At 55.5% G+C, this 20,403-nt stretch carries 17 protein-coding genes, 4 tRNA genes and 1 pseudogene; 16 read left to right on the forward strand and 6 right to left on the reverse strand.

The window, feature by feature from the left end; all coding sequences use genetic code 11:
• The first annotated feature begins 159 nt into the window (after positions 1-159).
• The 10 genes from AAFN83_RS09105 (at position 160) to AAFN83_RS09150 (ending at position 15,071) form a co-directional block, all read left to right on the forward strand.
• Positions 160-3,438, forward strand: a complete 3,279-nt coding sequence (locus AAFN83_RS09105) for a CotH kinase family protein (protein ID WP_347768678.1) — start codon at positions 160-162, stop codon at positions 3,436-3,438.
• Between the two features lie 120 nt (positions 3,439-3,558).
• Positions 3,559-5,079 carry a carboxylesterase/lipase family protein gene (locus AAFN83_RS09110; RefSeq protein ID WP_347768679.1) on the forward strand — a complete coding sequence of 507 codons (1,521 nt, stop codon included), beginning with the start codon at positions 3,559-3,561 and terminating at the stop codon, positions 5,077-5,079.
• A 268-nt stretch (positions 5,080-5,347) separates the two neighbouring features.
• Positions 5,348-6,811: a circularly permuted type 2 ATP-grasp protein gene (locus AAFN83_RS09115; protein WP_347768680.1), complete on the forward strand. Its 1,464-nt coding sequence runs from the start codon at positions 5,348-5,350 to the stop codon at positions 6,809-6,811.
• Between the two features lie 53 nt (positions 6,812-6,864).
• The gene (locus AAFN83_RS09120) at positions 6,865-7,833 is read left to right on the forward strand and encodes an alpha-E domain-containing protein (RefSeq protein WP_347768681.1); all 969 of its coding nucleotides are present in this window, start codon (positions 6,865-6,867) and stop codon (positions 7,831-7,833) included.
• Positions 7,830-8,696, forward strand: a complete 867-nt coding sequence (locus AAFN83_RS09125) for a transglutaminase family protein (RefSeq protein ID WP_347768682.1) — start codon at positions 7,830-7,832, stop codon at positions 8,694-8,696. The genes AAFN83_RS09120 and AAFN83_RS09125 overlap by 4 nt, the downstream gene beginning before the upstream one ends.
• Before the next feature lie 125 nt (positions 8,697-8,821).
• On the forward strand, positions 8,822-10,144 hold the full coding sequence (locus AAFN83_RS09130) for a DUF4367 domain-containing protein (RefSeq protein ID WP_347768683.1): 1,323 nt from the start codon (positions 8,822-8,824) through the stop codon (positions 10,142-10,144).
• A gap of 353 nt (positions 10,145-10,497) precedes the next feature.
• Positions 10,498-11,685 (forward strand): alanine racemase, encoded by a 1,188-nt coding sequence (gene alr, locus AAFN83_RS09135; RefSeq protein ID WP_347768684.1) that lies wholly within the window; start codon positions 10,498-10,500, stop codon positions 11,683-11,685.
• 349 nt (positions 11,686-12,034) lie between these two features.
• Positions 12,035-12,337, forward strand: coding sequence for a CopG family ribbon-helix-helix protein (locus AAFN83_RS09140; RefSeq protein ID WP_347768809.1), 303 nt, complete (start codon positions 12,035-12,037; stop codon positions 12,335-12,337).
• A 2-nt stretch (positions 12,338-12,339) separates the two neighbouring features.
• Positions 12,340-12,690, forward strand: a complete 351-nt coding sequence (locus AAFN83_RS09145) for a type II toxin-antitoxin system PemK/MazF family toxin (protein ID WP_347768685.1) — start codon at positions 12,340-12,342, stop codon at positions 12,688-12,690.
• A 146-nt stretch (positions 12,691-12,836) separates the two neighbouring features.
• Positions 12,837-15,071 (forward strand): Tex family protein, encoded by a 2,235-nt coding sequence (locus AAFN83_RS09150; RefSeq protein ID WP_347768686.1) that lies wholly within the window; start codon positions 12,837-12,839, stop codon positions 15,069-15,071.
• A gap of 206 nt (positions 15,072-15,277) precedes the next feature.
• On the opposite strand, the gene cmpA is transcribed toward AAFN83_RS09150, so the two are convergent.
• Together cmpA and AAFN83_RS09160 are read right to left on the reverse strand one after the other, a co-directional pair.
• Positions 15,278-15,430 carry a cortex morphogenetic protein CmpA gene (gene cmpA, locus AAFN83_RS09155; RefSeq protein WP_347768687.1) on the reverse strand — a complete coding sequence of 51 codons (153 nt, stop codon included), beginning with the start codon at positions 15,428-15,430 and terminating at the stop codon, positions 15,278-15,280.
• Between the two features lie 115 nt (positions 15,431-15,545).
• Positions 15,546-15,899: a hydrolase/acyltransferase gene (locus tag AAFN83_RS09160; RefSeq protein WP_347768688.1), complete on the reverse strand. Its 354-nt coding sequence runs from the start codon at positions 15,897-15,899 to the stop codon at positions 15,546-15,548.
• Positions 15,900-16,043: 144 nt separating this feature from the next.
• Between AAFN83_RS09160 and AAFN83_RS09165 the strand changes: the two genes are divergently transcribed.
• From AAFN83_RS09165 to AAFN83_RS09185, 5 genes are all read left to right on the forward strand, one after another.
• Entirely contained in the window at positions 16,044-16,553 is a 510-nt protein-coding gene (locus AAFN83_RS09165; protein ID WP_347768689.1) for a SprT family protein, read from the forward strand.
• Between the two features lie 22 nt (positions 16,554-16,575).
• Positions 16,576-16,651: transfer RNA gene (locus tag AAFN83_RS09170), tRNA-Asn, on the forward strand.
• 5 nt (positions 16,652-16,656) lie between these two features.
• Positions 16,657-16,745: transfer RNA gene (locus AAFN83_RS09175), tRNA-Ser, on the forward strand.
• A 197-nt stretch (positions 16,746-16,942) separates the two neighbouring features.
• Positions 16,943-17,017 (forward strand) — tRNA-Glu (locus tag AAFN83_RS09180).
• A gap of 47 nt (positions 17,018-17,064) precedes the next feature.
• Positions 17,065-17,147: transfer RNA gene (locus tag AAFN83_RS09185), tRNA-Leu, on the forward strand.
• A 144-nt stretch (positions 17,148-17,291) separates the two neighbouring features.
• Here the strand turns inward: AAFN83_RS09185 and AAFN83_RS09190 are convergent.
• The 3 genes and pseudogenes from AAFN83_RS09190 to AAFN83_RS09200 form a co-directional block, all read right to left on the reverse strand.
• Complete coding sequence (locus AAFN83_RS09190; RefSeq protein ID WP_347768690.1) at positions 17,292-17,972, reverse strand: hypothetical protein; 681 nt, start codon at positions 17,970-17,972, stop codon at positions 17,292-17,294.
• Positions 17,959-18,516, reverse strand: coding sequence for a methylated-DNA--[protein]-cysteine S-methyltransferase (locus AAFN83_RS09195; protein ID WP_347768691.1), 558 nt, complete (start codon positions 18,514-18,516; stop codon positions 17,959-17,961). The genes AAFN83_RS09190 and AAFN83_RS09195 overlap by 14 nt, the downstream gene beginning before the upstream one ends.
• Before the next feature lie 15 nt (positions 18,517-18,531).
• Positions 18,532-19,154, reverse strand: a pseudogene (locus AAFN83_RS09200) (bifunctional transcriptional activator/DNA repair enzyme AdaA).
• 178 nt (positions 19,155-19,332) lie between these two features.
• Here AAFN83_RS09200 and AAFN83_RS09205 point away from each other — a divergent pair.
• On the forward strand, positions 19,333-19,950 hold the full coding sequence (locus AAFN83_RS09205; RefSeq protein WP_347768692.1) for a DNA-3-methyladenine glycosylase family protein: 618 nt from the start codon (positions 19,333-19,335) through the stop codon (positions 19,948-19,950).
• A 123-nt stretch (positions 19,951-20,073) separates the two neighbouring features.
• Here the strand turns inward: AAFN83_RS09205 and AAFN83_RS09210 are convergent, their stop codons facing one another.
• Positions 20,074-20,385: a hypothetical protein gene (locus tag AAFN83_RS09210; RefSeq protein WP_347768693.1), complete on the reverse strand. Its 312-nt coding sequence runs from the start codon at positions 20,383-20,385 to the stop codon at positions 20,074-20,076.
• Between the last annotated feature and the right edge of the window lie 18 nt (positions 20,386-20,403).

The following is a 20,403-nucleotide window of genomic DNA, read 5'->3' on the forward strand; positions in this document are numbered from 1 at the left end:
TTGGAATTCTATTAGGTTTTGTAATCTGGGTATGCATCATTTATTTATTCATTTAAGTCGAAAAGCCTCTAAAAAGGCTTTTTTTTGTAGAATTATCTGACAAAATTCGATAAACTATTAAATATACATAAATAAAGTAGCCAATAAAGGAGATAAGTGATGGATTTTAAAAAAGTATTTATTAGTTTGCTTTGCCTTCTCTTGATCTTGCCTGGTAATCTTCAAGCGGCCCAAACAGTCAAAAATGCGTATGCGGGCCATTGGGCATCAACTGTTTTGGATAATTGGAGTGAGGAAGGCCTACTTAAAACAGCAGAGAATAAAGAAATTTTACCAAATCAGTACATAACTCGTGGCCAATTTGCAGCTTTGATCAATAATGTGATGGGGTACGAAGCAAGAACGACCACATCATTTATAGATGTTCTCAATGATGTGTGGTACCGAGAGGATCTGGAAAAGGCTTTAGCTGCCGGTTATATGCAAGGATCCAAGAACACCGAAGGAAAATGGGTTGCTCGGGGAGAACAGGCGCTGTCTCGTGAAGAAGCAGTCACCATCCTAGGGAGAGTACTTCATTACAAACCTGAGGAAGGTTCAACTTATCAAAAATTAGTAAAGTTTTCTGATGTTGCATTTATTTCAGATTATGCATATCCCTACTTCGGATACTTATCCGATAAAGGGTATCTATCTGGATACCCTGATCAAACGATTCGGCCAAAGAGTAAGTTGACTTATGCAGAATCTGTTACATTGCTTGAGTCCATCTTTGGAACAATCTTGCGAGAAAATGGAACTTACTCCGGGAAGTACGACAGAAATGTTTTAATTAGCTCTCCTTCCGCTACTATTCAAAATTCCATTATTGCTGGCGACCTTATCCTTAGTGAAGGAGTAGGAAACGGCACGATTCGTTTAAATAATGTAAAGGTTGGTGGAAATGTTTACGTTTGGGGAGGAGGAGAGAATAGCGTAATTTTCGAGGACTCTTCCATTTCTAAAAACCTTATAGTTTTCAAAACAGACGGGAATATTAAGGTTGCAGTTAAGGGAACTTCTCTGGTTCCATTTGCTCTTTTTGAAAGTGGAGGCGAGATTCAGAACCTTGGGTCAGCCAATTCTGACATGAACATTATTTTTTCCGTTCAGCAGAAGGGACAAAGCAACACTGTGTCGGGAGCGATTTCGAAGATCAGCTTGAATAGCAATACAAATCTCGAACTCAAATCCGCCACTGTTAACGAGCTGATGGTAAGTGAACAACCTGAGAATCAAGGACAGAAGCCCTCGTTAATCAGACTCCTTGAAGGTACTAAGTTAGAAAAGGCATCACTTTACGCACCTGTTCGGGTTGAAAGCGCTGATGCAATTGCGAATCTCAATGTGTATGTAAATGGAGTTGTGTTGGATAAGAGGCCACAGTCCATATCCATTTCAGAGAATCTTACACTTACCATTGACGGCAAGGAAGAAACATCTAAAACTTTGGCCAACAGCAGCTCGTGGGCTCCGATCATCACCTTCCCACAACCCAATCCCTCAGCTGAGCCAACGCCGAGTGCTAAACCTACACCAACTGTTGAGCCAACGCCTAGCGCTGAACCTACACCAACTGTTGCTCCTAGTGTTGAACCTACACCTTCTGTTGAACCTACACCTTCTGTTGAACCTACACCAACTGTTGAGCCGACCCCCTCTCCTGAAGACCTTTTGGCGGTTCACGAGGCGATTGCGCAACTCGATATCGGGGACATGTCTTCTGTAACGGCTAATGTTTACCTTCCAGGAACCGGACTTCATAACAGCATTATCATTTGGGAAAGCAGTAATGAAAAAGTTTTAAGCTCCACAGGGGTTGTGAGTCGCCCTAGCTACGGGAGTCGGGATGTGTCAATAGAATTGAAGGCAGTCATTCGGGTAGGAACAGCTCGTGGGACCAAAGAATTTTCAGCAAAAGTGTTGTCCTACAAGACACTACTCTCCAAATTTGCTTTTCAGGATTATGCTGCACAAATTGATCATGAAAAAAATCGAATTACCCTATTCATACCAAATAGCGTTAACTTAGACAACGGCAAGTTGAAGTTGGCAGCTAACGCGGAGGCAATAGAGTTAAATGATGTAGCCATCCTTACCGAGACAGATCTATCCCTTTATGCGGGTGAGCATTCGGTCCGATTAATAAATTCTGGTAGTAATGATCGTACTTATTCTTTAATCATTCGAGTTATTGAGACTGGATTACCAACGGTAATCATTTGGACAGAAGAACCGGATGCTATCATTACGAAAGAGCAAAAGCTCTCGGCTTCTATGGTACTAGAGGATGGCTCGACAAATTCGTATCAATCGGGACTTTACGCAGGTGACATTCAGATAAAAGGAAGAGGTAATTCTTCTTGGAATATGCCCAAAAAATCCTATGCAGTTGAGACTTCAAAGAAAGTCTCTCTTCTCGATATGCCTAAGGAAGAAGAATGGGTACTTATAGCAAATTATGCAGATAAAACCCTTTTGCGCAATTACCTGGCGTACCAATTAAGTGAAATGACAGGGATGTCTTATACACCACGTATGAGATTTGTAGAATTCTTCTTAAATGGTGAGTATTTAGGTAATTATCTGCTGGGTGAAAAAATAAAGATATCAGAAAATCGGCTGAATATAAACAAATTGAAGGCAAGTGACACAGCAGAGTCCGATATCACAGGGGGTTACTTAATTGAGAAAGACTGGATAGATCGTCTGGATGATGGGGATAATTACTTTCAAACGACACAGGTAAAAAGTAGAGATGTTTTCGCAATTAAACAACCTAAGGCAAAGAATATTAATGAGCAACAACTGGAATATATTCGCTCCTATTTTCAAGAAGCGGAAAATGCCTTATACAGCAATACCTTTGCTGACCCTGATGAAGGATATCAAAAGTATTTCAATGTGGACAGTATCATTCAATGGTACTTGGTAAATGAAGTATATAAAAATGTTGATGCAGCGTTTGGAACCAGCGTGTATCTGTACAAGGATGCTAACGACAAGATTTCGATGGGACCTGTTTGGGATTTTGATTTAGGTATGGGCAACGGTTATTATGATGACATCTTTAACCCAGAAGGTTTCCACGTTAAAAATGGACTTTGGATCTCGAGATTTTTTGAAGATCCGGCATTTGTTGCGAAGGTAAAAGCGGCCTGGGAGAAAATGAAGAACAATGAATTGCCCGAGATGCTTCATACTATGGATGACATGGCCGAGCGTTTACAAACCAGTGTACTGTACAATTTTGAGAAGTGGCCTATTCTTGGAGTTTACGTGTGGCCAAATCCGGATGGAGCCAATGAACGAACGACATACGAATCGGAGCTCCAATTTTTTAAAGACTATTTATCAAAAAGAGTCGAGTGGCTAGATGCAGCATTCGACGCACTTTAAACAATGAAGAGGCGGATATTCCGCCTCTTATTTTGATGGTTTTTGATATGACTCAAAAACTTTGCTATTCTGAATAAAGAGTAGTGGTTGAAGATGGAAGCTTTGAGGGAGGATGGCAAGATGAACACTCGGGCCGAGACCCGTTATGGAACCGTGCAAGGAACGGTTCAAGAAGGCATCCGCGTCTGGCGCGGAATTCCGTTTGCTGCACCGCCGGTAGGATCGCTGCGTTTTCGAGCCCCGCAGGAGCCGGAACACTGGGAGGGTGTGCGGGAGGCCGTGGAGGCGGGACCCATTGCCATGCAGCCTGTGGTGAAGGAAGCAGGGCGGATGAGTTCGCAAGCAAGTGCCGAAGTTCGTTCTGAAGATTGTCTTTATCTGAATATATGGTCGCCTGCGGAAGGACAAGGGGAAACAGCGGCACGAGGGCTTCCGGTCATGTTGTGGATTCACGGCGGGGCCTTCGTCTCCGGTGCCGGGAGTCTTGCCCTCTATGACGGCGCGCCTTTTGTCTCTTCCGGTGAAATGGTACTCGTCACCATTAATTATCGGCTTGGTCCGTTTGGCTTCCTGCACCTGGCTTCACTTGGCGGAGAGCTGGAGAGCAACCTGGGGCTGCTCGACCAGGTGGCGGCGCTCCGCTGGGTGCGCGACAACATCGCGGCCTTCGGCGGCGACCCCGAACGCGTGACCGTGTTCGGTGAATCGGCGGGGTCGATGTCGATCGCCGCGCTGCTCGCCATGCCGGCCGCGAAGGGACTCTTCCAGCGGGCGATCCTGCAGAGCGGCGCCGCACAGGTGATGCAGCCGGGCGAGGCCGCCCAGATCGCCCGCGGCGTGCTGGCCGAGCTTGCGGCCCTGTCGGGAAGCTCGCTCGCGGAAGCGAGCGCTCCCGGCTGGCTGGAAAGCCGCTCGGCCGAGGATATCCTGGAGGCGGGAGAACGCCTCAAGGCGAAGCTGAGCCAGGGGGGCATCGCGCCGCTGTTGTTCCAGCCCGTGCTTGAGCCGGCGACGCTTCCGCTCGAGCCGGACGAGGCCGTACGGGAGGGCAGCGCCGCTGGCGTGGAGCTGTTGATCGGGACGAACCATGACGAAGGGGCGTATTTCATTCGTCAGGGAGCTCCTGTGCTGCAACGAGAGCAGGTGGTGCAGCTGCTCGGCCAGTTTGGCTTCGCTGACCCCGCGGTGCTGGCCGACGCGTATGAAGTATCCAATGAGGGACAAGCGGAGCTTGTCACGGATCTGATCTTCTGGGAGCCCTCCCTCCGCCTGGCAGAAGCCCAACTGCCTCATGCCAAGGTGTGGATGTACCGCTTCGATTGGTGCCTTGAGGGTCATCCTCACCCGTTCGTCAGCAAATCGGTTCACGCCCTGGAGATCCCCTTCGTCTTCCGCAACCTCTTCTTCCTCGAAGGAATGATCGGTTCGCTGGAGCCTCAGGCAGAGGAACTGGCCCAGCGGATGCAGAAGGCGTGGATTCGCTTTGCCACGACACGCGAGACGGATTCCTTGGCCGATTGGGATGCCTATGAGACCGAGCGGCGCACTACCTGGGTGTTCAATCGGGAGGACAAGCTCGTAACCGATCCCGACCGGGAGAAGCGGCTTTTGTTGACCGAAGCGGCGGTAGAAAAACAATAAGGTCGTTATATAAAAAGCAGGTTTGTTCGCGAAGAAGCGAACGACCTGCTTTTTCTTTTTGCTGGAGATTGTCCAAATGAAAAACGAAAACGAATACAATTGTCATATATATTTACACATAAGGTTAGTTTGGGTATGATGAGGATAAGAAATCTCAGCATCCTCACCGGAATCCGTCTCGTTTAAGCGAAGATGGAACCGAGTGACGAGAGGAAACAGTTGATTGCGGTATAAAACCTGACAAGAAGTGACGAAAGGGGCGGCCTCCATGTCGGAAAAGACCTCCGATTCGGTTCAAACTCATTACGCGATAACCGGGGATTACGACGAGATGTATTCCGATTCGGCGGCCCCGCGTGCACACTACGAGGCCATTCACCGACTGTTCAGCCGGTTTAGGCCCGAGGAGCTGCTGGCACGGCAGAAGCTGGCCGAGAGGAGGATGGTGGAGGAGGGGATCACCTTCACCCTATACAGCTCGGATGCTGGAAAAGAACGGGAGCGGACGATTCCGTTTGACGTCATTCCTCGCATCATTCCGGCGGAAGAATGGAGCGTGCTGGAGGCAGGCCTTGGCCAACGTGTACGGGCGTTAAATCGGTTCGTCCATGATCTGTACCACGAGCAAGCCATCGTGAAAGATGGGGTCATCCCGCGGCAAATGATTATGGCGAACCGGTATTTCCGCCCGGAGATGGCTCGCCTGCAGGTTCCGGGAGGAACGTATATCTCAGTGGCGGGCATCGACCTCATCCGGCATAAGGATGGTCGCTATTATGTGCTGGAGGATAATCTGCGATGCCCTTCCGGATTCTCCTACCTGTTCAAGAGCCGCTCGCTGATGAATCAGCTCTTCCCGGAGCTCGCCTTCGCGAGCCGAATCCGGGATGTGGAGCACAGCCTGAACGGCTTTCTCTCCACCCTGCGAAGCTTGAGCCCCACGCGCAGCCGGGAGCCGGTCGTCGCTCTGCTTACACCGGGCGAGCATAACTCCGCTTATTACGAGCATGCCTTCCTCGCCCAGCAGATGGGGCTGCATCTCGTGGAGGGGCAGGACCTCGTTGCTCGCAATCATCGCATCTACATTCGGCAGATGAAGGGCTATCAGCAGGTCGATGTGCTGTACCGAAGAATCGACGACGACTTCCTCGATCCGCTTGCATTTCGCCCGGACTCCGTGCTGGGCGTAGCCGGCATCATGAATGCGTATCGGGCGGGCAACCTTGCGCTCGCCAACGCTCCCGGCACGGGAGTGGCCGATGACAAGGCGATGTATGTCTACGTGCCGGAGATGATCCGCTACTATTTGAAGGAGGAGCCCATCCTGCGCAACGTCGACACTTACTTGCTGTCCCGGCCCGAGGAGAGAGAATACGTGCTCGCTCGCCTTCCGGAGATGGTCGTGAAGGAGACGTCGCTCTCCGGCGGCTATGGGATGCTGATCGGCCCGGAAGCATCGGAAGCGGAGCTTACCGCTTTCCGCGAGAAGATTCTGCGCCGCCCCGGCGATTATATCGCTCAGCCGGTGATGCGGCTGTCGAGAAGCCCGGTGCTTGTAGATGGGAAGCTGTCTCCCCGCCATGTGGACCTGCGGGCCTTCGTGTTGACCGGAGCGGACGGTAAGCCGCAAGTAATCCCAGGCGGTCTTACGCGGGTGGCGATGAAGGAAGGAACGCTCGTGGTCAACTCCTCCCAGGGCGGGGGAGTCAAGGATACCTGGGTGGTTGGATAACGGAGAGGTTCGACTTGGATAATCATAATCCCGTAAACGAGAGGAGCGAGGGAATGATGATGAGCCGAAATGCGGAGGCGTTGTTCTGGATCGGACGTTACGTGGAGAGAGCGGAGAACCACGCCCGGTTGATCGATGTTCACTACCACATCCAGACGGACGGCGACTATGGCGAGGAAGGGCGCAAATGGCTGCGGCTCGTATCGGCGTTGGGTGCCCAGGACGCTTATGCCGAGCGGTACGAGCGGTTGACGGAGGAGGGCGTGCTCACCTTCCTGACGCTCGATCGCGACCACGGCAACTCCATCTCCTCGTGCGTCCATCAAGCGCGGGGAAACCTTCGCCAGCTCCGGCAGAAGCTGCCGAGCGAGCTGTGGGACGCCTTAAACGGCTTCGACCTGTGGCTCGGAGAACAGGGGGTGAAGGACATCCTGGATGGCCCGCATCAATTCTACCGGCAGGTCAAGGATTGGTGCGCGATCTTCCTCGGAACGGAGGAGTCGGTCATGATTCGCGAGGAGGAATGGCGGCTGCTGAAATGCGGACGCTTCCTTGAACGAGCGGAGAACACGGTACGCATCCTGCGGTCGCTGGACGGAGTGCTCGGGGGGATGCTGGAGGAGGAGAGCGGGACGCCCTACCCGATGATGCAGGGCATCTTGAAATCGGTGAGCGGCTACCAGGCGTTCCGTCGCTATTACGCCGATGAAGTGACAGTGCCTGCCATCTTCACCTTCCTGCTCACGCAAAATACGTTCCCGCGCTCGGTGCGTTATTCCTTCCACCGCCTGGAGGATCATTTGGCCGGCCTCGTTCAAGAGGCTCCGGCCAAGGGAGCCGGGCAGGAGCGGGCCATTCGCTACGCCGGCAAAATCCGTGCCGAGCTGGACTACCTGGATGAGGAGCAGCCGCTTGAGAAGGACCGCTCGAGCGAGCAGCTCGACTATTTAACCGACGCCTGCCTGAAGCTCGGCCGGATGATCGAGGGCGGCTTCTTTCGGCTGGAGGGGGCAGTTGGATGAAGATCGAAATCAACCATACCACCCGCTACACCTACCCGGAGCCGGTGACGGACAGCGTCAACGAGGTTCGGCTCACCCCGCGGACGAATTATCGGCAGTCCTGCTTTCACCATGAGGTCCAGGTGACGCCGGTTGCGGATCTGATGACCTACGAGGATTACTTCGGCAACCGCGTTCATGCCTTTTCGGTGAATCGGCCGCATCAGGAGCTCATCATTCGCACCCGGGCGACCGTCGTCACCGTCGACAAGCCGCAGGGACAGGATTTGCCGGTGCTTCCTCGTACGGAACAACTCGCTCTCCTTCAACAGGAAGCGTTTCGCGATCGGTATTGCGAGTTTCTTTTGCCAACCGCCTATACAGAGAGCACGGAGGAACTGCGCTCGTTTGCCGCCCAGCATCCGCTCGAGGAGGCAAGCGATCTTCATCGGTGGGCGAGCCGGCTCTCCTCTACCATCTATGAAGAGTTCACCTATGACCCCGAAGCGACGAATGTTCACACGACCGTTGGCCGTACCCTGCGCTTGAAACGCGGGGTGTGCCAGGACTATGCGCATCTGATGATCGCCGTGTGCCGGTCGATGGGGGTTCCGACGCGGTACGTGAGCGGGTATCATTTTGTCGGGGATCTGCAGGGGGGCAATGCCGACTTTGAGCAGGCCTCCCATGCGTGGGTCGAGGTGCACATACCCGGTACCGGCTGGCTCGGTTTCGACCCGACCAACAACACCGAGGTCAACTGGCGGTACGTGAAGCTCGGCCATGGGCGGGACTACCCAGACATCGTGCCGGTGAAGGGCGTCTATCGGGGAAGCCAGGGGTCTCTCGATGTGACCGTCGACGTCCGGCGAATGGAGCAGTAGGAGCGCCCCGTTTCTTTTTCTTTCTCCAAGCGCCGGACATGCAAAGCCCGTCTGCATAATGGGTCAAGTTCTCTCATAGACATGGTATCAGTTGATTAAGCCTATGCGAAGAGAGGATGGATGGTATGCGGCGGATGAGGTGGATGACGGCGCTCGTCGTCTTGTGCCTGGCAGTTGCGCTTGGCGCATGCGGTGGGAAAAAGGACGCGGGGTCGGTGGTAAACGATCTGAAGCAAAGGCTGGGCAAGCTGGATAGCTACAAAACAAGCGGGAAGATGGTGCTGCAAAATGGACAGCAGCCGCAGGAATACCAATTGGACGTCTGGTACCAGAATCCCCATTACTACCGGATTGCGCTGACCAATCCGAAGCAGGACATCACCCAGATCGTGCTGCGCAATGATGAAGGCGTCTTTGTGCTCACGCCGCATCTGAACAAGAGCTTCCGCTTCCAAAGCGATTGGCCGGAAAACCAAGGGCAGTATTACCTCTATCAGTCGCTCGTCAGCAGCATCGTAACGGACAAGGATCGCAAATTCACCACGGAAAATGATGACCTCATCTTCGACGTGGCCGCCAACTACGCCAACACAACGCTGGCTCGGCAGAAGATTTGGCTCGACAAAAAGGATTACAAGCCGAAGCGCGTAGAAGTACGCGACGCGAACGACACCACGCTGGTAACCGTCGACTTCACCGGCTTTTCCTTTGGGGAGAAGTTCACGGATAACTCCTTTGACACCTCCCTCAATTTGAAAAAGGGAGCGGACAAGGCAGCCGATCCGTCCAACGCTCAAACGGGCGACCCAGCAGCCTTGCTTGACAGCCTGAAGCAGGAGCCGGATACGGTGGAGCAGGCCGCCAACGCCAGCGCGGTGAAGGATGACGCGGCGGCTGGAGCGAACGGGCAGAAGCCGGACGGCAAAGCAGCCGAAGACGCCAGCGCTCCGGTGAGCGGGCAACCGAAGGCGGAAGGCTCCGAGCCGGCAGCGGCGGGAGAGCCGAAGGCTGCGGATGCCGAAAAGGCGGCAGCTGGCGATAAGCCGGCAACGGGTGATAAGGCAACGGCGGGAGCGGGCTCCTCCGAGCAAGGCACGCTCGTCGTCGGCGAGGGTATCGAGGTGTACCAGCCGCAGTTCCTGCCGGACGGGGTAGCCTTCACCGGTGCGGACGATCTGAGTCTGGGCGAGGATCCTGCCGTGCTCCTGCGCTATACCGGCACGTACAACTTCACGCTGCTCGAATCCGAGCCGAAGGCGCAAGAGGTCATGCTTCTGCCCGGCGCGGGCGTTGACCTGGGCTTCACCCTCGGTTCCTTCACCGGGGAAGACAAGCGCACGCTGACGTGGACGAACAACGGCCGCTTGTATCGGTTGTCCAGTGCTGATCTTCCGGTCTCCCTGATGGTATCCATCGCGCAAAGCTTGCAAAGCGGCGCGGAGAAATAACGAAGGCGGTACACTCCTTCGACTTGCGCTTCCCTCTCTTTGCCGGCGGGCCAGCCTGCTGCATTGCCTGACTGGGAGCGGCCGATTTCACGGATGAGCGAAGGGTCGGAAGCCGATTCATAAGCGCCGATCCGGGGTTTGACAGAGCCACCCGATGAGGGTAACATGAGAGACGTAGCGGCCGTGACCCGGCCGCTATTTGTCCTTATGCAGACGGTTTGTGACTGGCAGCAGCGGGTGAGAAGGCGTCAGCCTGAATGACCGCCCGTTCGTTATGAAGCAGCCGGCACACGTTCAACGCATCAGGACGACAGCTCGTGTTTTTTTGCATATTGGAGAAGAAGGTGGACTCTGTGGATTCGTTTTATCGGTCAACTCGGGTAGAAATTTCTCTGGATGCGCTGCGGCACAACATCGAAGCGTTCCGCCGCTATCTGCCGGACACGATCGCGCTCATGGCGGTCATCAAAGCGGATGCTTACGGGCATGGAGCGGTTCAGGTGGCGCAGGAGGCGCTTCAGCAGGGGGTGAGCTACCTGGCGGTCGCCTTCCTGGATGAAGCCATTGAACTTCGGCTGGCGGGTATCGACGCGCCAATTCTCGTGCTGGGGCATACCCCGGTCAAGGGAATTGAGCTTGCCGCACGGGAAGGCATCACCCTGACCGCCTTCAGCGAGGAGTTTCTGGAGGCGTTGGAGTGCCGTCCGGCGGACGCGCCTGAGTTGTCCCTTCATATTAAGATTGATTCCGGCATGGGCCGGCTCGGGCTTCAGGAGACGAATCAGGCAGTTTCGTACATCAAGCGCACGATGGCGGTTCCCAGCGTGAAGGTGGAAGGCTTGTTCACGCATTACGCCTGCGCGGATGAGGAAGACAAGACGGTGACCGTAGGCCAGTACGAGCGGTTCAAGGCGGTTGTCGATGCTTTTGCCGAGCAAGGGGTCTTGTTCCCGTATATCCATGCGGGCAATACGGCAGCAGCCATTGATACGCCGGACTTGACGTACAACATGGTGCGGCTTGGCATCGGCATGTACGGCTTGTATCCGTCAGAGGAAGTGTGCAAGGAACGCATTGAGCTTCGACCGGTGATGAGCATCAAAACCGAGATCGTTCATCTGAAAAGGGTGCATGCGGGAGCCGGTATCAGCTACGGCCATCGCTACCATGCCGAACGCGAAGGGGAGGCCATTGCCACCCTGCCGATCGGCTATGCGGACGGCTACTCGCGGATGCTGACCGGTAAGGCCGAGGCCCTTGTAAGAGGAACCCGTGTGCCGATTGTCGGCACGATCTGCATGGATCAGTGCATGGCGGAGGTGTCGGATGTTGACGGCGCAGCACCAGGCGATGAGGTGGTTCTGCTCGGAGGCCAGGGCGAGGAGAGGGTGTCTGCGGAGGAGATCGCCTCCCGGCTTGGCACGATAAACTATGAAATCACATGCATGATCTCGCATCGTGTTCCCCGCATTTATATAAGCGGCGGCCGTGTGGTTCACATCTTGAATCACCTGCGGCATGAGCAGCACACGCCGGAATGATCGAGCAGCTGCCTGAGGCGGCAAGCGTTGATAGAAGGTGCGACAGGAATCCAGATCGGAACCCAGATGGGACCTCGACGGGGGAACGCGATAGGAAAAATGACGGCCGACTTTCTTTGGATGGATGGGTGGTTTGGGCATGCATCTGGAGAAAATCGGCCGTTTTCCTTTTGGGGAATGAAGGGAAGGCTGAATGGTTTTCCCAGCGATTATGAAGGATCGATACTTGCGCTGGGCAGCAATCCGGTATAACATATCTGATAGATGGAATGCTATCACCATCCTTGTACGGATTTGCCTTTGGTAAAAGGGAAATGCTACCATGGATGGGAGTGACAAGTCGATTGCTATGTCTTTTGGGGGTGCGAAGCCTGTGTCGAACGTGACCACGAAGAGAATCATGATCAGCTTGCCGGATCAACTGCTGCAAGAGGTAGACGGGATCGTGGAGCTGGAGAATTCCAACCGAAGCGAATTCATTCGTCAGGCCATGAAGCTGTATCTCCTGGAGCGGAAAAAGCGGTTTTTGCGGGAGTCGATGCAGCGCGGTTATATGGAGATGGCCAAGATCAACCTCGGGATTGCAGCAGAGTCCTTCCAGGCCGAGGAAGCCGCCGGCAGCACCGTGGACCGTTTGGTTAGCGGGGTGTGACCGTGATCGTTAAACGAGGAGATGTGTTCTTTGCCGAACTGTCCCCCGTCGTCGGATCGGAGCAAGGAGGGTTGCGCCCGGTGCTAATCATTCAGAACGACATCGGCAACCGCTTCAGTCCGACGGTCATCATTGCGGCCATTACGGCCCAGATTCAAAAAGCGAAGCTTCCGACGCATGTGGAGGTGGAGGCAGCCGCCCACGGCTTCGACCGGGATTCGGTCGTGCTGCTGGAGCAGATTCGCACCATCGACAAGCAGCGTTTGAAGGACAAGATTACGCACCTGGATGACGACATGATGAAACGGGTAGACGAGGCTCTCATGGTGAGCCTCGGACTCATCGATTTTTGAAAGGGCTTGCGGGCGACGGGGCTTGCTGAACATGCCGCAGAATCCCGTGCCTTGCAGGCTGCATAAGAGAACCACCACTGACGAAGACGAGGGGAAGCCCTCGTTTTTGATTTCCGGCAATTGCGCAAGAAGGGTGAGCGATTCGGATGGCAGGACAAACAGAGGGCAAGGAAACGTCGACCGGGCAGGCGTCGGGGTCGGTAAACGACGAGAAGCGAGTGCTGGAGCGGATGCAGAAGCAGCTCGCCCAGGAGCTGGCCCTTCCCCTGACGAAGGTGAAGGCGGCAGTGGAGCTGTTGGATGACGGCAACACCATTCCGTTTATCGCGCGGTACCGCAAGGAGATGACGGGCGAGCTGGATGAGAATGAGCTGCGCTCCATCGAGGAACGACTGGGTTACCTGCGCGGCTTGGAAGATCGCAAGAATGAGGTGCTGCGTCTCATCGACGAGCAAGGAAAGCTGACGGAGGAGCTGGCAGGGGCGATTCGGCAGGCTGCGAAGCTGCAGGAGGTCGAGGATCTCTATCGTCCCTATCGGCAAAAGCGCAAGACGCGGGCCAGCGTAGCTCGGGAGCGCGGCCTCGGCGGCCTCGCCGACTGGATTCTGACGGAGCCGCGGCGCGGGCAACTGGAGGAAGAAGCGGCGAAGTATGTGAATGGCGAGGAGGGCGGCGTCCCGACGGCAGCGGATGCCGTCCAAGGAGCCCTCGACATCATCGCCGAGCAGATGGCGGACGATGCTACCATTCGCGCTTGGGTGCGGCGATATACCCAAGATAACGGAGTGCTTACCACCTCTGCGAAGGAAAAGGGGCAGGAATCCGTCTATGAGATGTACTACGCTTACAGCGAGCCGCTAAAGAAGCTTCCTCCCCACCGAACGCTTGCGATCAATCGCGGTGAGCGGGAGGATGTGTTGAAGGTGAGCCTGGACGTCCCCCCCGACAAGAGTCACGAATACATAGCCCGCCGCTATATCCATGGCGAATCGGTCGTTAAGGACGCTCTGCGCAACGCCGCGGAGGATGCTTATAAGCGGCTGATTGCCCCGGCGATCGAGCGCGAGGTGCGCAGTTTGCTTACGGAGCAGGCCGAGGAGCAGGCGATCAAGATCTTCTCCGGTAACCTGCGCAACCTGCTCCTGCAGCCGCCGGTGAAGGGCAAGGCCGTGCTTGGGCTCGATCCCGCCTACCGCACGGGCTGCAAGCTGGCGGTGGTGGACGAGACGGGCAAGATGCTTGAGGTCGACGTCATCTATCCCACCCCGCCGCATAACCGCATTACCGAGGCGCGTGCCCGGGTGTCGGAGCTGATCCGCGCCTACGGCATCGAGCTGATCGTCATCGGCAACGGCACCGCGTCCCGGGAGACGGAGCAGTTCGTTGCCGATCTCTTGAAGGAGACGGGAGTCCGCGTCCCCTACAGCATCGTGAGCGAGGCCGGAGCGAGCGTCTACTCCGCCTCGAAGCTCGCTCAGGAGGAATTCCCTGAGCTCGACGTGGCCGAGCGGAGTGCCATCTCTATCGCCCGGCGGATGCAGGACCCGCTCGCCGAGCTGGTCAAGATCGATCCGAAGGCGATCGGCGTCGGCCAATACCAGCACGACGTTTCGCAGAAGCGGCTGGAGGAATCGCTAGGCGGGGTCGTGGAATCGGCGGTTAACCACGTCGGGGTTGACGTCAATACCGCCTCTCCCTCGCTGCTGGGTTATGTTGCGGGAATTAACGCTACCCTCGCGAAGAACATCGTCAAGTTCCGCGAGGAGGGCGGCAAATTCGGGAGCCGCAAGCAGTTGCAGAAGGTGCCGCGCCTCGGCGCGAAAGCGTTCGAGCAATGCGCGGGCTTCCTGCGCATCCCGGAGGCCGCCGATCCCCTCGACAGCACGCCGATCCACCCCGAATCATATTCGGTGGTGGAGCGCCTGCTCGCGGAGCTTGGGCTTGCCAAGCGGGATATCGGGTCATCGCGCATGCGGGAAGCGCTCGCGGTGGTCAAGGCGGAGGAGCTGGCACCGAGGCTCGAGGTCGGCGTACCGACGCTGCGCGACATCGTGGAGAGCCTGCTGCGTCCCGGCCGCGACCCCCGCGAGGAGATGCCGGCCCCGATCTTCCGCACAGACGTGCTCAAGCTGACGGATCTTGCCCCCGGCATGGAGCTGACCGGCACGGTGCGGAACGTGATCGACTTCGGAGCCTTCGTCGACATCGGCATCAAGAACGACGGCCTCGTCCACATCTCGCAGCTCAGCAATCGCTTCGTGAAGCATCCGATGGACGTTGTGTCCGTCGGTGACACCGTGACGGTTTGGGTACTGTCCGTGGATGAGAAGAAGGGACGCGTCAGCCTCACCATGCGCAAGCCCTCCGCTCAGGCGGAGTGAGCGGATGCGAAAAAGCGGAGAACCCGCGCCTTGTGGCGGGTCTCCGCTTTTTTTGATCATTGCCGTCGCTTGTTGCGCTTAAGCAGGTACAACGTCGGGTAGCGGCGGTTAGCTGAGGAGGTGGTTGGGATTTTACCTGCGGGAACTGGCCGCATTTTCCTTACCTTGCCTGCTTTGACTTGCCTTTCCTCCGCTTGGCTATACGCTCAGCGGTTCTGGTTCGGCGTGTTCGGCGTCCGCTCCTCGGTCCCGCTGCCCTGTACCCGGTAGAAATACCAGCAGTCGTTCAGAAGCTTGATCTTTCGTACGTTCTTGGTCTGGAAGGCCCGCATCAATTGATTGCTTAACCATTGCGGCATTCGCGTCCGCCCCCTTCGACGTGTTCGGTCTGCTCCATGATATGAAGCATCCGGGCGGAAGGTGCTGCCCAAGAGTCGGGAAGCGGCGGACTATGCTTGCGGCTTTAACGCTCGTTTAAGCGCCTTCTTCCTCGTACCATTGTTCCAATTGAGCCTGAAGGGCGCGAATTTCGGTAAGAAGGGAAACGAGCGGATAGGCGCGCTCCGGGAGCGCCGCGAATTCGTGTTCGAGCTTGTTGATGTAAGCAAGGCCTTCCTCGATGGAGAGGGAGCGGTCGATCGGCTCGAGGCGGTCGCACTCGGCAAGAGCGAGCGGCAGCACGGGCTTTGGCTCTGCCGTGAGCTTGCCCGTCTCTTTGTGCAGACGGCCGAGCAGGGCGGTCAATTGATACAGGTGGCTGGCCGGCATGGACACAGCATGCAGCTGATCCCCGGTCTTCAGCAGTAGGTAACGCAGGGCGGACGACATGGCGATATTCCCCTCTCTTGCGGTTCTCTTGACAGTGTAGCGCACGTTACGGTAAAAATTCAAGAGAGGACAAGCTGGCGTTATCTTCGCGCCACCCGGGGAAAGCCAAGTCAGATGAAGAGAAGAGAGAGGGGGAAGCCGGGGATGTCACAAAGCAGCGAACAGCAGAGCTCATGCCTCACCGATGAACAGCTGCAAGAGCGGATTGAAACCATCTCCCTCGCCAGCTTCGGCAAACCGTTCCGGCATAAGGCGCGCTTCAACAGCCGGCTCCGCACCACAGGCGGGCGGTATTTTACGAAAAGCCATGATATCGAGATCAGCAGCCGTCATGTTGCTGCTTTTGGGTTAGAAGAGCTTGACGGGATCATCAAGCACGAGCTGTGTCATTATCACTTGCACCTGGGCAAACGAGGCTATCGTCACCGTGACGCCGACTTCAAGACGCTGCTGAAAGCCGTCGGCGGCACGCGGTATTGCAGCTCGCTTCCCAAAGCGCGAAAGCCGGAGCCGTATCGGTATCGACTCTCCTGTGCAGCGTGCGGCATGGAATATCTGCGCAAGCGTCGTGTCGATCCGACTCGCTACCGATGCGGTCGATGTCGGGGAAGGCTTCGTCTGGAAGCGCTTGACTTGCCTCGTCCCCCGTGTTAATATAAGTTTTGACTTTTGATTTTCCCTGATAGCTCAGTTGGTAGAGCACTCGACTGTTAATCGAGTTGTCACAGGTTCGAGTCCTGTTCGGGGAGCCAGTCTTGGAGAGATACCCAAGTGGCTATAAGGGGACCCTCTGCTAAGGGGTTAGACTGAGCAATCGGTGCGAGGGTTCGAATCCCTCTCTCTCCGCTTCAAGAATAGATGAGTCCGGCGCGATGAGCGCCGGACTCATCTTGGTTTTTGCCCGCTTGGAAGCCTGCTTTCAGCCTGAAAAGGGAGTTCGAAAAAACTTGAAAAAAGGACTTGCCAAACGAGCAGACAGCGTTATATAATAACCCTTGTCGCTCTTGGCGGCAGGCAATCAAGGCGAGCAACAAGCATCATGCGGCCCGTTGGTCAAGGGGTTAAGACACCTCCCTTTCACGGAGGTAACAGGGGTTCGAATCCCCTACGGGTCACCAAATAAACACTTGCATTTCCCTCGGAAACAGAGTATAATCTTAAATATGCGGTTGTGGTGGAATGGCAGACACGCTACTTTGAGGGGGTAGTGGCCGAAAGGCCGTGGAGGTTCGAGTCCTCTCAACCGCACTTACTGAAAAGCCTTGCGCAGCAAGGCTTTTTTCCTTTTTCCATAGTTTTCATGGAAATGTGCAAGCGGGGGCCGAGGCTATTGTTTTCGGGTTCTGAAGGTGCCGAATAACTCCAGATGCCCTACATATGAGCATCGTTCTCTTAAGGACGGATGCTCTTCTTTATTTTGCCGTCATTTATGGTAAGGCAGGTGTCCAGCACAGGTTCCACATGCTCTAATGAACCAACAGGGAGAAGAACCGTGCACCCGGATTGCTTTAACACGGTGGCTAGGGGAGGGATACGGCCCGCCAAAAAGGCGGTCCAGCTTCCATTAAACCAAGGAAAGCAGAAGACTCTTTTGTTGTTCGCATACCCGATGGCAGCTGTGGCGTTCCATCGCTCGTTGCTGATTTCCCAGAGTCTTCGATCTAGGCGGCTCTCGCTAAGTTCAAACATCTCAACAATCGATTCGAGTGTTGCTCCTTCTTGAAAGCGTAATGCTTCCTTTAGTTGTTCCCTGACCGTTTTATTTCTCCTGGGGAATTTTTTGATCGAGTAATCACCAATATAGCAAGTGATGTTGCGTAAGTCAGTAGGAGACAGGTTTTTCCCGTTAAGAGTTATCTTCCCTCGGTGGATTTGAGTCTTGCCTGTAAGGATGTACGCAACGATCCATGCCCCATCCGCGCATTCGGATAAAAGGCCGTAGACCTGATTATCGTGGAAGGAGTAAGTGAAGTCGTTAATGCTGTCTACCATCTTCCCGTATTGAATTAACTCTGTGTCACAGGTATGGAAGACATGCTCCAGACGCAATTCGATTTTCTTAGAGGTTACCATAAGGAATCCCCTCCCCCCGCGTGCCGGAAGCCAGGCGCTCCAGCTCCAGCAGCCGGGTCTTCATCGTTATCCCCCCGCGATAGCCGGTGAGGGCTCCGCCTTTGCCGATCACGCGATGGCACGGGATCGTCATCAAGACCGGATTGGCCCCGATGGCGGTGCCAACGGCGCGGACGGCCTTCGGCCGCTGGATTTGCGCTGCGATGGCCGAATAGGAAGTGGTTTCGCCGTACGGGATACCGCAGAGCGCTTTCCATACGTCCTGTTGAAACGGCGTGCCTTGCACATCGAAAGGGAGGGTGAAGGCGCGTCTCGTTCCCTCCAGGTATTCGATCAGTTCCTGGCGATAAGGAGCCAGATGCTCGTCGTCTTCCATCAAGCGGCGGCCCGGATAACGGGCATGGGCCCAATCGGTCAGCTCGGTCGCAGGTGCGTGCGGAGAACCGACATAGCAGAGACCGGCCGTCGTCGCGGCGATGGGCAAGGTCCAGTCCTCGTGCGAGAGGAGCGTCCAATAAATCGGTGTGTTCGTTTGGGTTTTCATAAAGCGTGACCCTCCTCAGGGTTTCGGATGGATGTGGCGATAGGCGGCCGGCGTCTGTCCGGTTTTTTCTTAAACAACGTGATGAAGTAGGGCGGGCTGGGGAAGCCGACGCTCAGGCCGACCTCCGAGATCGGCTTATCGGAGGCCAGCAGAAGCTCCTTGGCCTTCTCTACTCGTACCTGCTGGATATACTCGACTGGAGTCATTCCCTTAACCCTTTTGAAGGTGCGATGCAGGTGATACGGGCTGCTGTGCGTCGTCTGGGCGAGAAGCTCCAGAGGCAGCGGTTCCATGTAGTTTCGGTTCACATACTCCACGATCAGGGCCACCCATTCCTCATCCGGCATGCGCTCTCCCGTGGGTTTGCATCGTTTGCATGGGCGGAAGCGGGCGGCTCGGGCTTGCTCGGCGGTTCGGAACAGGCAGACGTTTTCTCGCTTCGGAGGCCTCGACTTGCAGGAGGGGCGGCAGAAGATGCCCGTGCTTCTGACCGCGTAGAAAAAGGTACCGTCATACGCGGCATCATTGCGGCAGATCGCCTGCCATCGTTCCTCGGTCAGGGGTTCTGAGGGGAGCGTGTCGCCGGAAGCTTCCGGACGGTGAACGTCTTCTTGCGCTTGCTCGGTATGCATCTTCATACGGTTCGCCTCCATCCCCAGTATAACCCGCCTAACCGGTCCTTGTACGCCTTTTCCAATGGAACCGCAAGATAACGAAATGGCTCGCCGCCATTTTTGTGGTACAACAGAGAGAGATTGATTAAGACCAATGTGGACACACGAACAGCCGACGATTTCAAGAAAAGGAGGGAACCGAGTGGGAACCGTCCAGACCAAGCTTTTCGAATACAGCTCAGAAGAAATGAACCATCTGATGAAGGCCGATCCCGTATTGGGGGAAGCCATGGCACGAATCGGAAAAATCGAGCGGGTGGTCATGCCCGACCTGTTCGCGGCGCTGCTGTACGCCATTGTAGGCCAACGGATATCGGTAAAAGCCGCGCATACGATCTGGGAGCGAATTCAGGAGCGTTTCGGGGAGATCACGCCAGGAAATTTGGCTGCTCAGACGATCGAGGACATTCAACGCTGCGGAATGACCCGAAAGCAGGCGGAGGCTCTTCATGCGATTGCCCAGGTCATTGCGTGCGGAACATTTTCTTTGGACGAGCTGAAGGAAATGCCTGATGAAGAAGCCATTGAAAGGCTGACGGCCCTAAAGGGCATTGGAAGATGGACCGGCGAAATGGTGCTGATTCATTCCCTGGAACGCCGGGATGTGGTCAGTTGGGGGGACATCGCCATCCGCCGTGGAATGATGAGGCTGTACGGCCTGCCGTCCCTGACCCGAGAGCAATTTGATGAATACCGGTGTCGGTATTCCCCTTGTGGCTCCTTGGCCTCCCTTTATTTGTGGGCGATTTCTGCAGAATGAAGCCAATCCTCTCCGATGAGAAAAGTTGAGAAAAAGCCGCAGTCCTCCCGCCTTAAGTGGTGGCGAGGGCTGCGGCTTTGTTTTGCTGCGGGACAGGTGCATGACAACCTTACGGAGCAAGTCTCACTGCGGTCCGCCCATCGTGTAGCCGTCCAACTGGTCCAGCTTGGCCCGCGTATTGCCCGAGACGGGAGGGGGAGGCCCTGGAACAAGGCTCCGCTCCAGCCGAGCGAGGCGCACGCTGATCGATTCCAGGCAGTCGATCGCAGTGGAAAAGGCCAAGAGCAGCAAGCTGGCTGCAATCCCGCCGACCCACCAGAGGAAGGCTACCAGCCAATCAAACGAGCCGTCTCCATACCGATAGCCGAACAGGATGCCGAACCAGAGAGCGGTGATCACCGCGACAGTTGCGACCAGTCGAACCACTTTCCCCATCTCATTCTCCTCCTATAT

The organism is Gorillibacterium sp. CAU 1737 (genome assembly GCF_039888655.1).
Classification (GTDB): domain Bacteria; phylum Bacillota; class Bacilli; order Paenibacillales; family NBRC-103111; genus Gorillibacterium.

Coding starts and splice junctions, on each gene's coding strand:
- cmpA (WP_347768687.1), bottom strand. CDS start 15,430: ATGCCGCAATGGTTAAGCAATCAATTGATGCGGGCCTTCCAGACCAAG.
- AAFN83_RS09125 (WP_347768682.1), top strand. CDS start 7,830: ATGAAGATCGAAATCAACCATACCACCCGCTACACCTACCCGGAGCCG.
- AAFN83_RS09140 (WP_347768809.1), top strand. CDS start 12,035: ATGTCTTTTGGGGGTGCGAAGCCTGTGTCGAACGTGACCACGAAGAGA.
- AAFN83_RS09195 (WP_347768691.1), bottom strand. CDS start 18,516: ATGAAAACCCAAACGAACACACCGATTTATTGGACGCTCCTCTCGCAC.
- AAFN83_RS09115 (WP_347768680.1), top strand. CDS start 5,348: ATGTCGGAAAAGACCTCCGATTCGGTTCAAACTCATTACGCGATAACC.
- AAFN83_RS09210 (WP_347768693.1), bottom strand. CDS start 20,385: ATGGGGAAAGTGGTTCGACTGGTCGCAACTGTCGCGGTGATCACCGCT.
- AAFN83_RS09165 (WP_347768689.1), top strand. CDS start 16,044: ATGTCACAAAGCAGCGAACAGCAGAGCTCATGCCTCACCGATGAACAG.
- AAFN83_RS09110 (WP_347768679.1), top strand. CDS start 3,559: ATGAACACTCGGGCCGAGACCCGTTATGGAACCGTGCAAGGAACGGTT.
- AAFN83_RS09190 (WP_347768690.1), bottom strand. CDS start 17,972: ATGGTAACCTCTAAGAAAATCGAATTGCGTCTGGAGCATGTCTTCCAT.
- AAFN83_RS09120 (WP_347768681.1), top strand. CDS start 6,865: ATGATGATGAGCCGAAATGCGGAGGCGTTGTTCTGGATCGGACGTTAC.
- AAFN83_RS09160 (WP_347768688.1), bottom strand. CDS start 15,899: ATGTCGTCCGCCCTGCGTTACCTACTGCTGAAGACCGGGGATCAGCTG.
- AAFN83_RS09130 (WP_347768683.1), top strand. CDS start 8,822: ATGCGGCGGATGAGGTGGATGACGGCGCTCGTCGTCTTGTGCCTGGCA.
- AAFN83_RS09105 (WP_347768678.1), top strand. CDS start 160: ATGGATTTTAAAAAAGTATTTATTAGTTTGCTTTGCCTTCTCTTGATC.
- AAFN83_RS09150 (WP_347768686.1), top strand. CDS start 12,837: ATGGCAGGACAAACAGAGGGCAAGGAAACGTCGACCGGGCAGGCGTCG.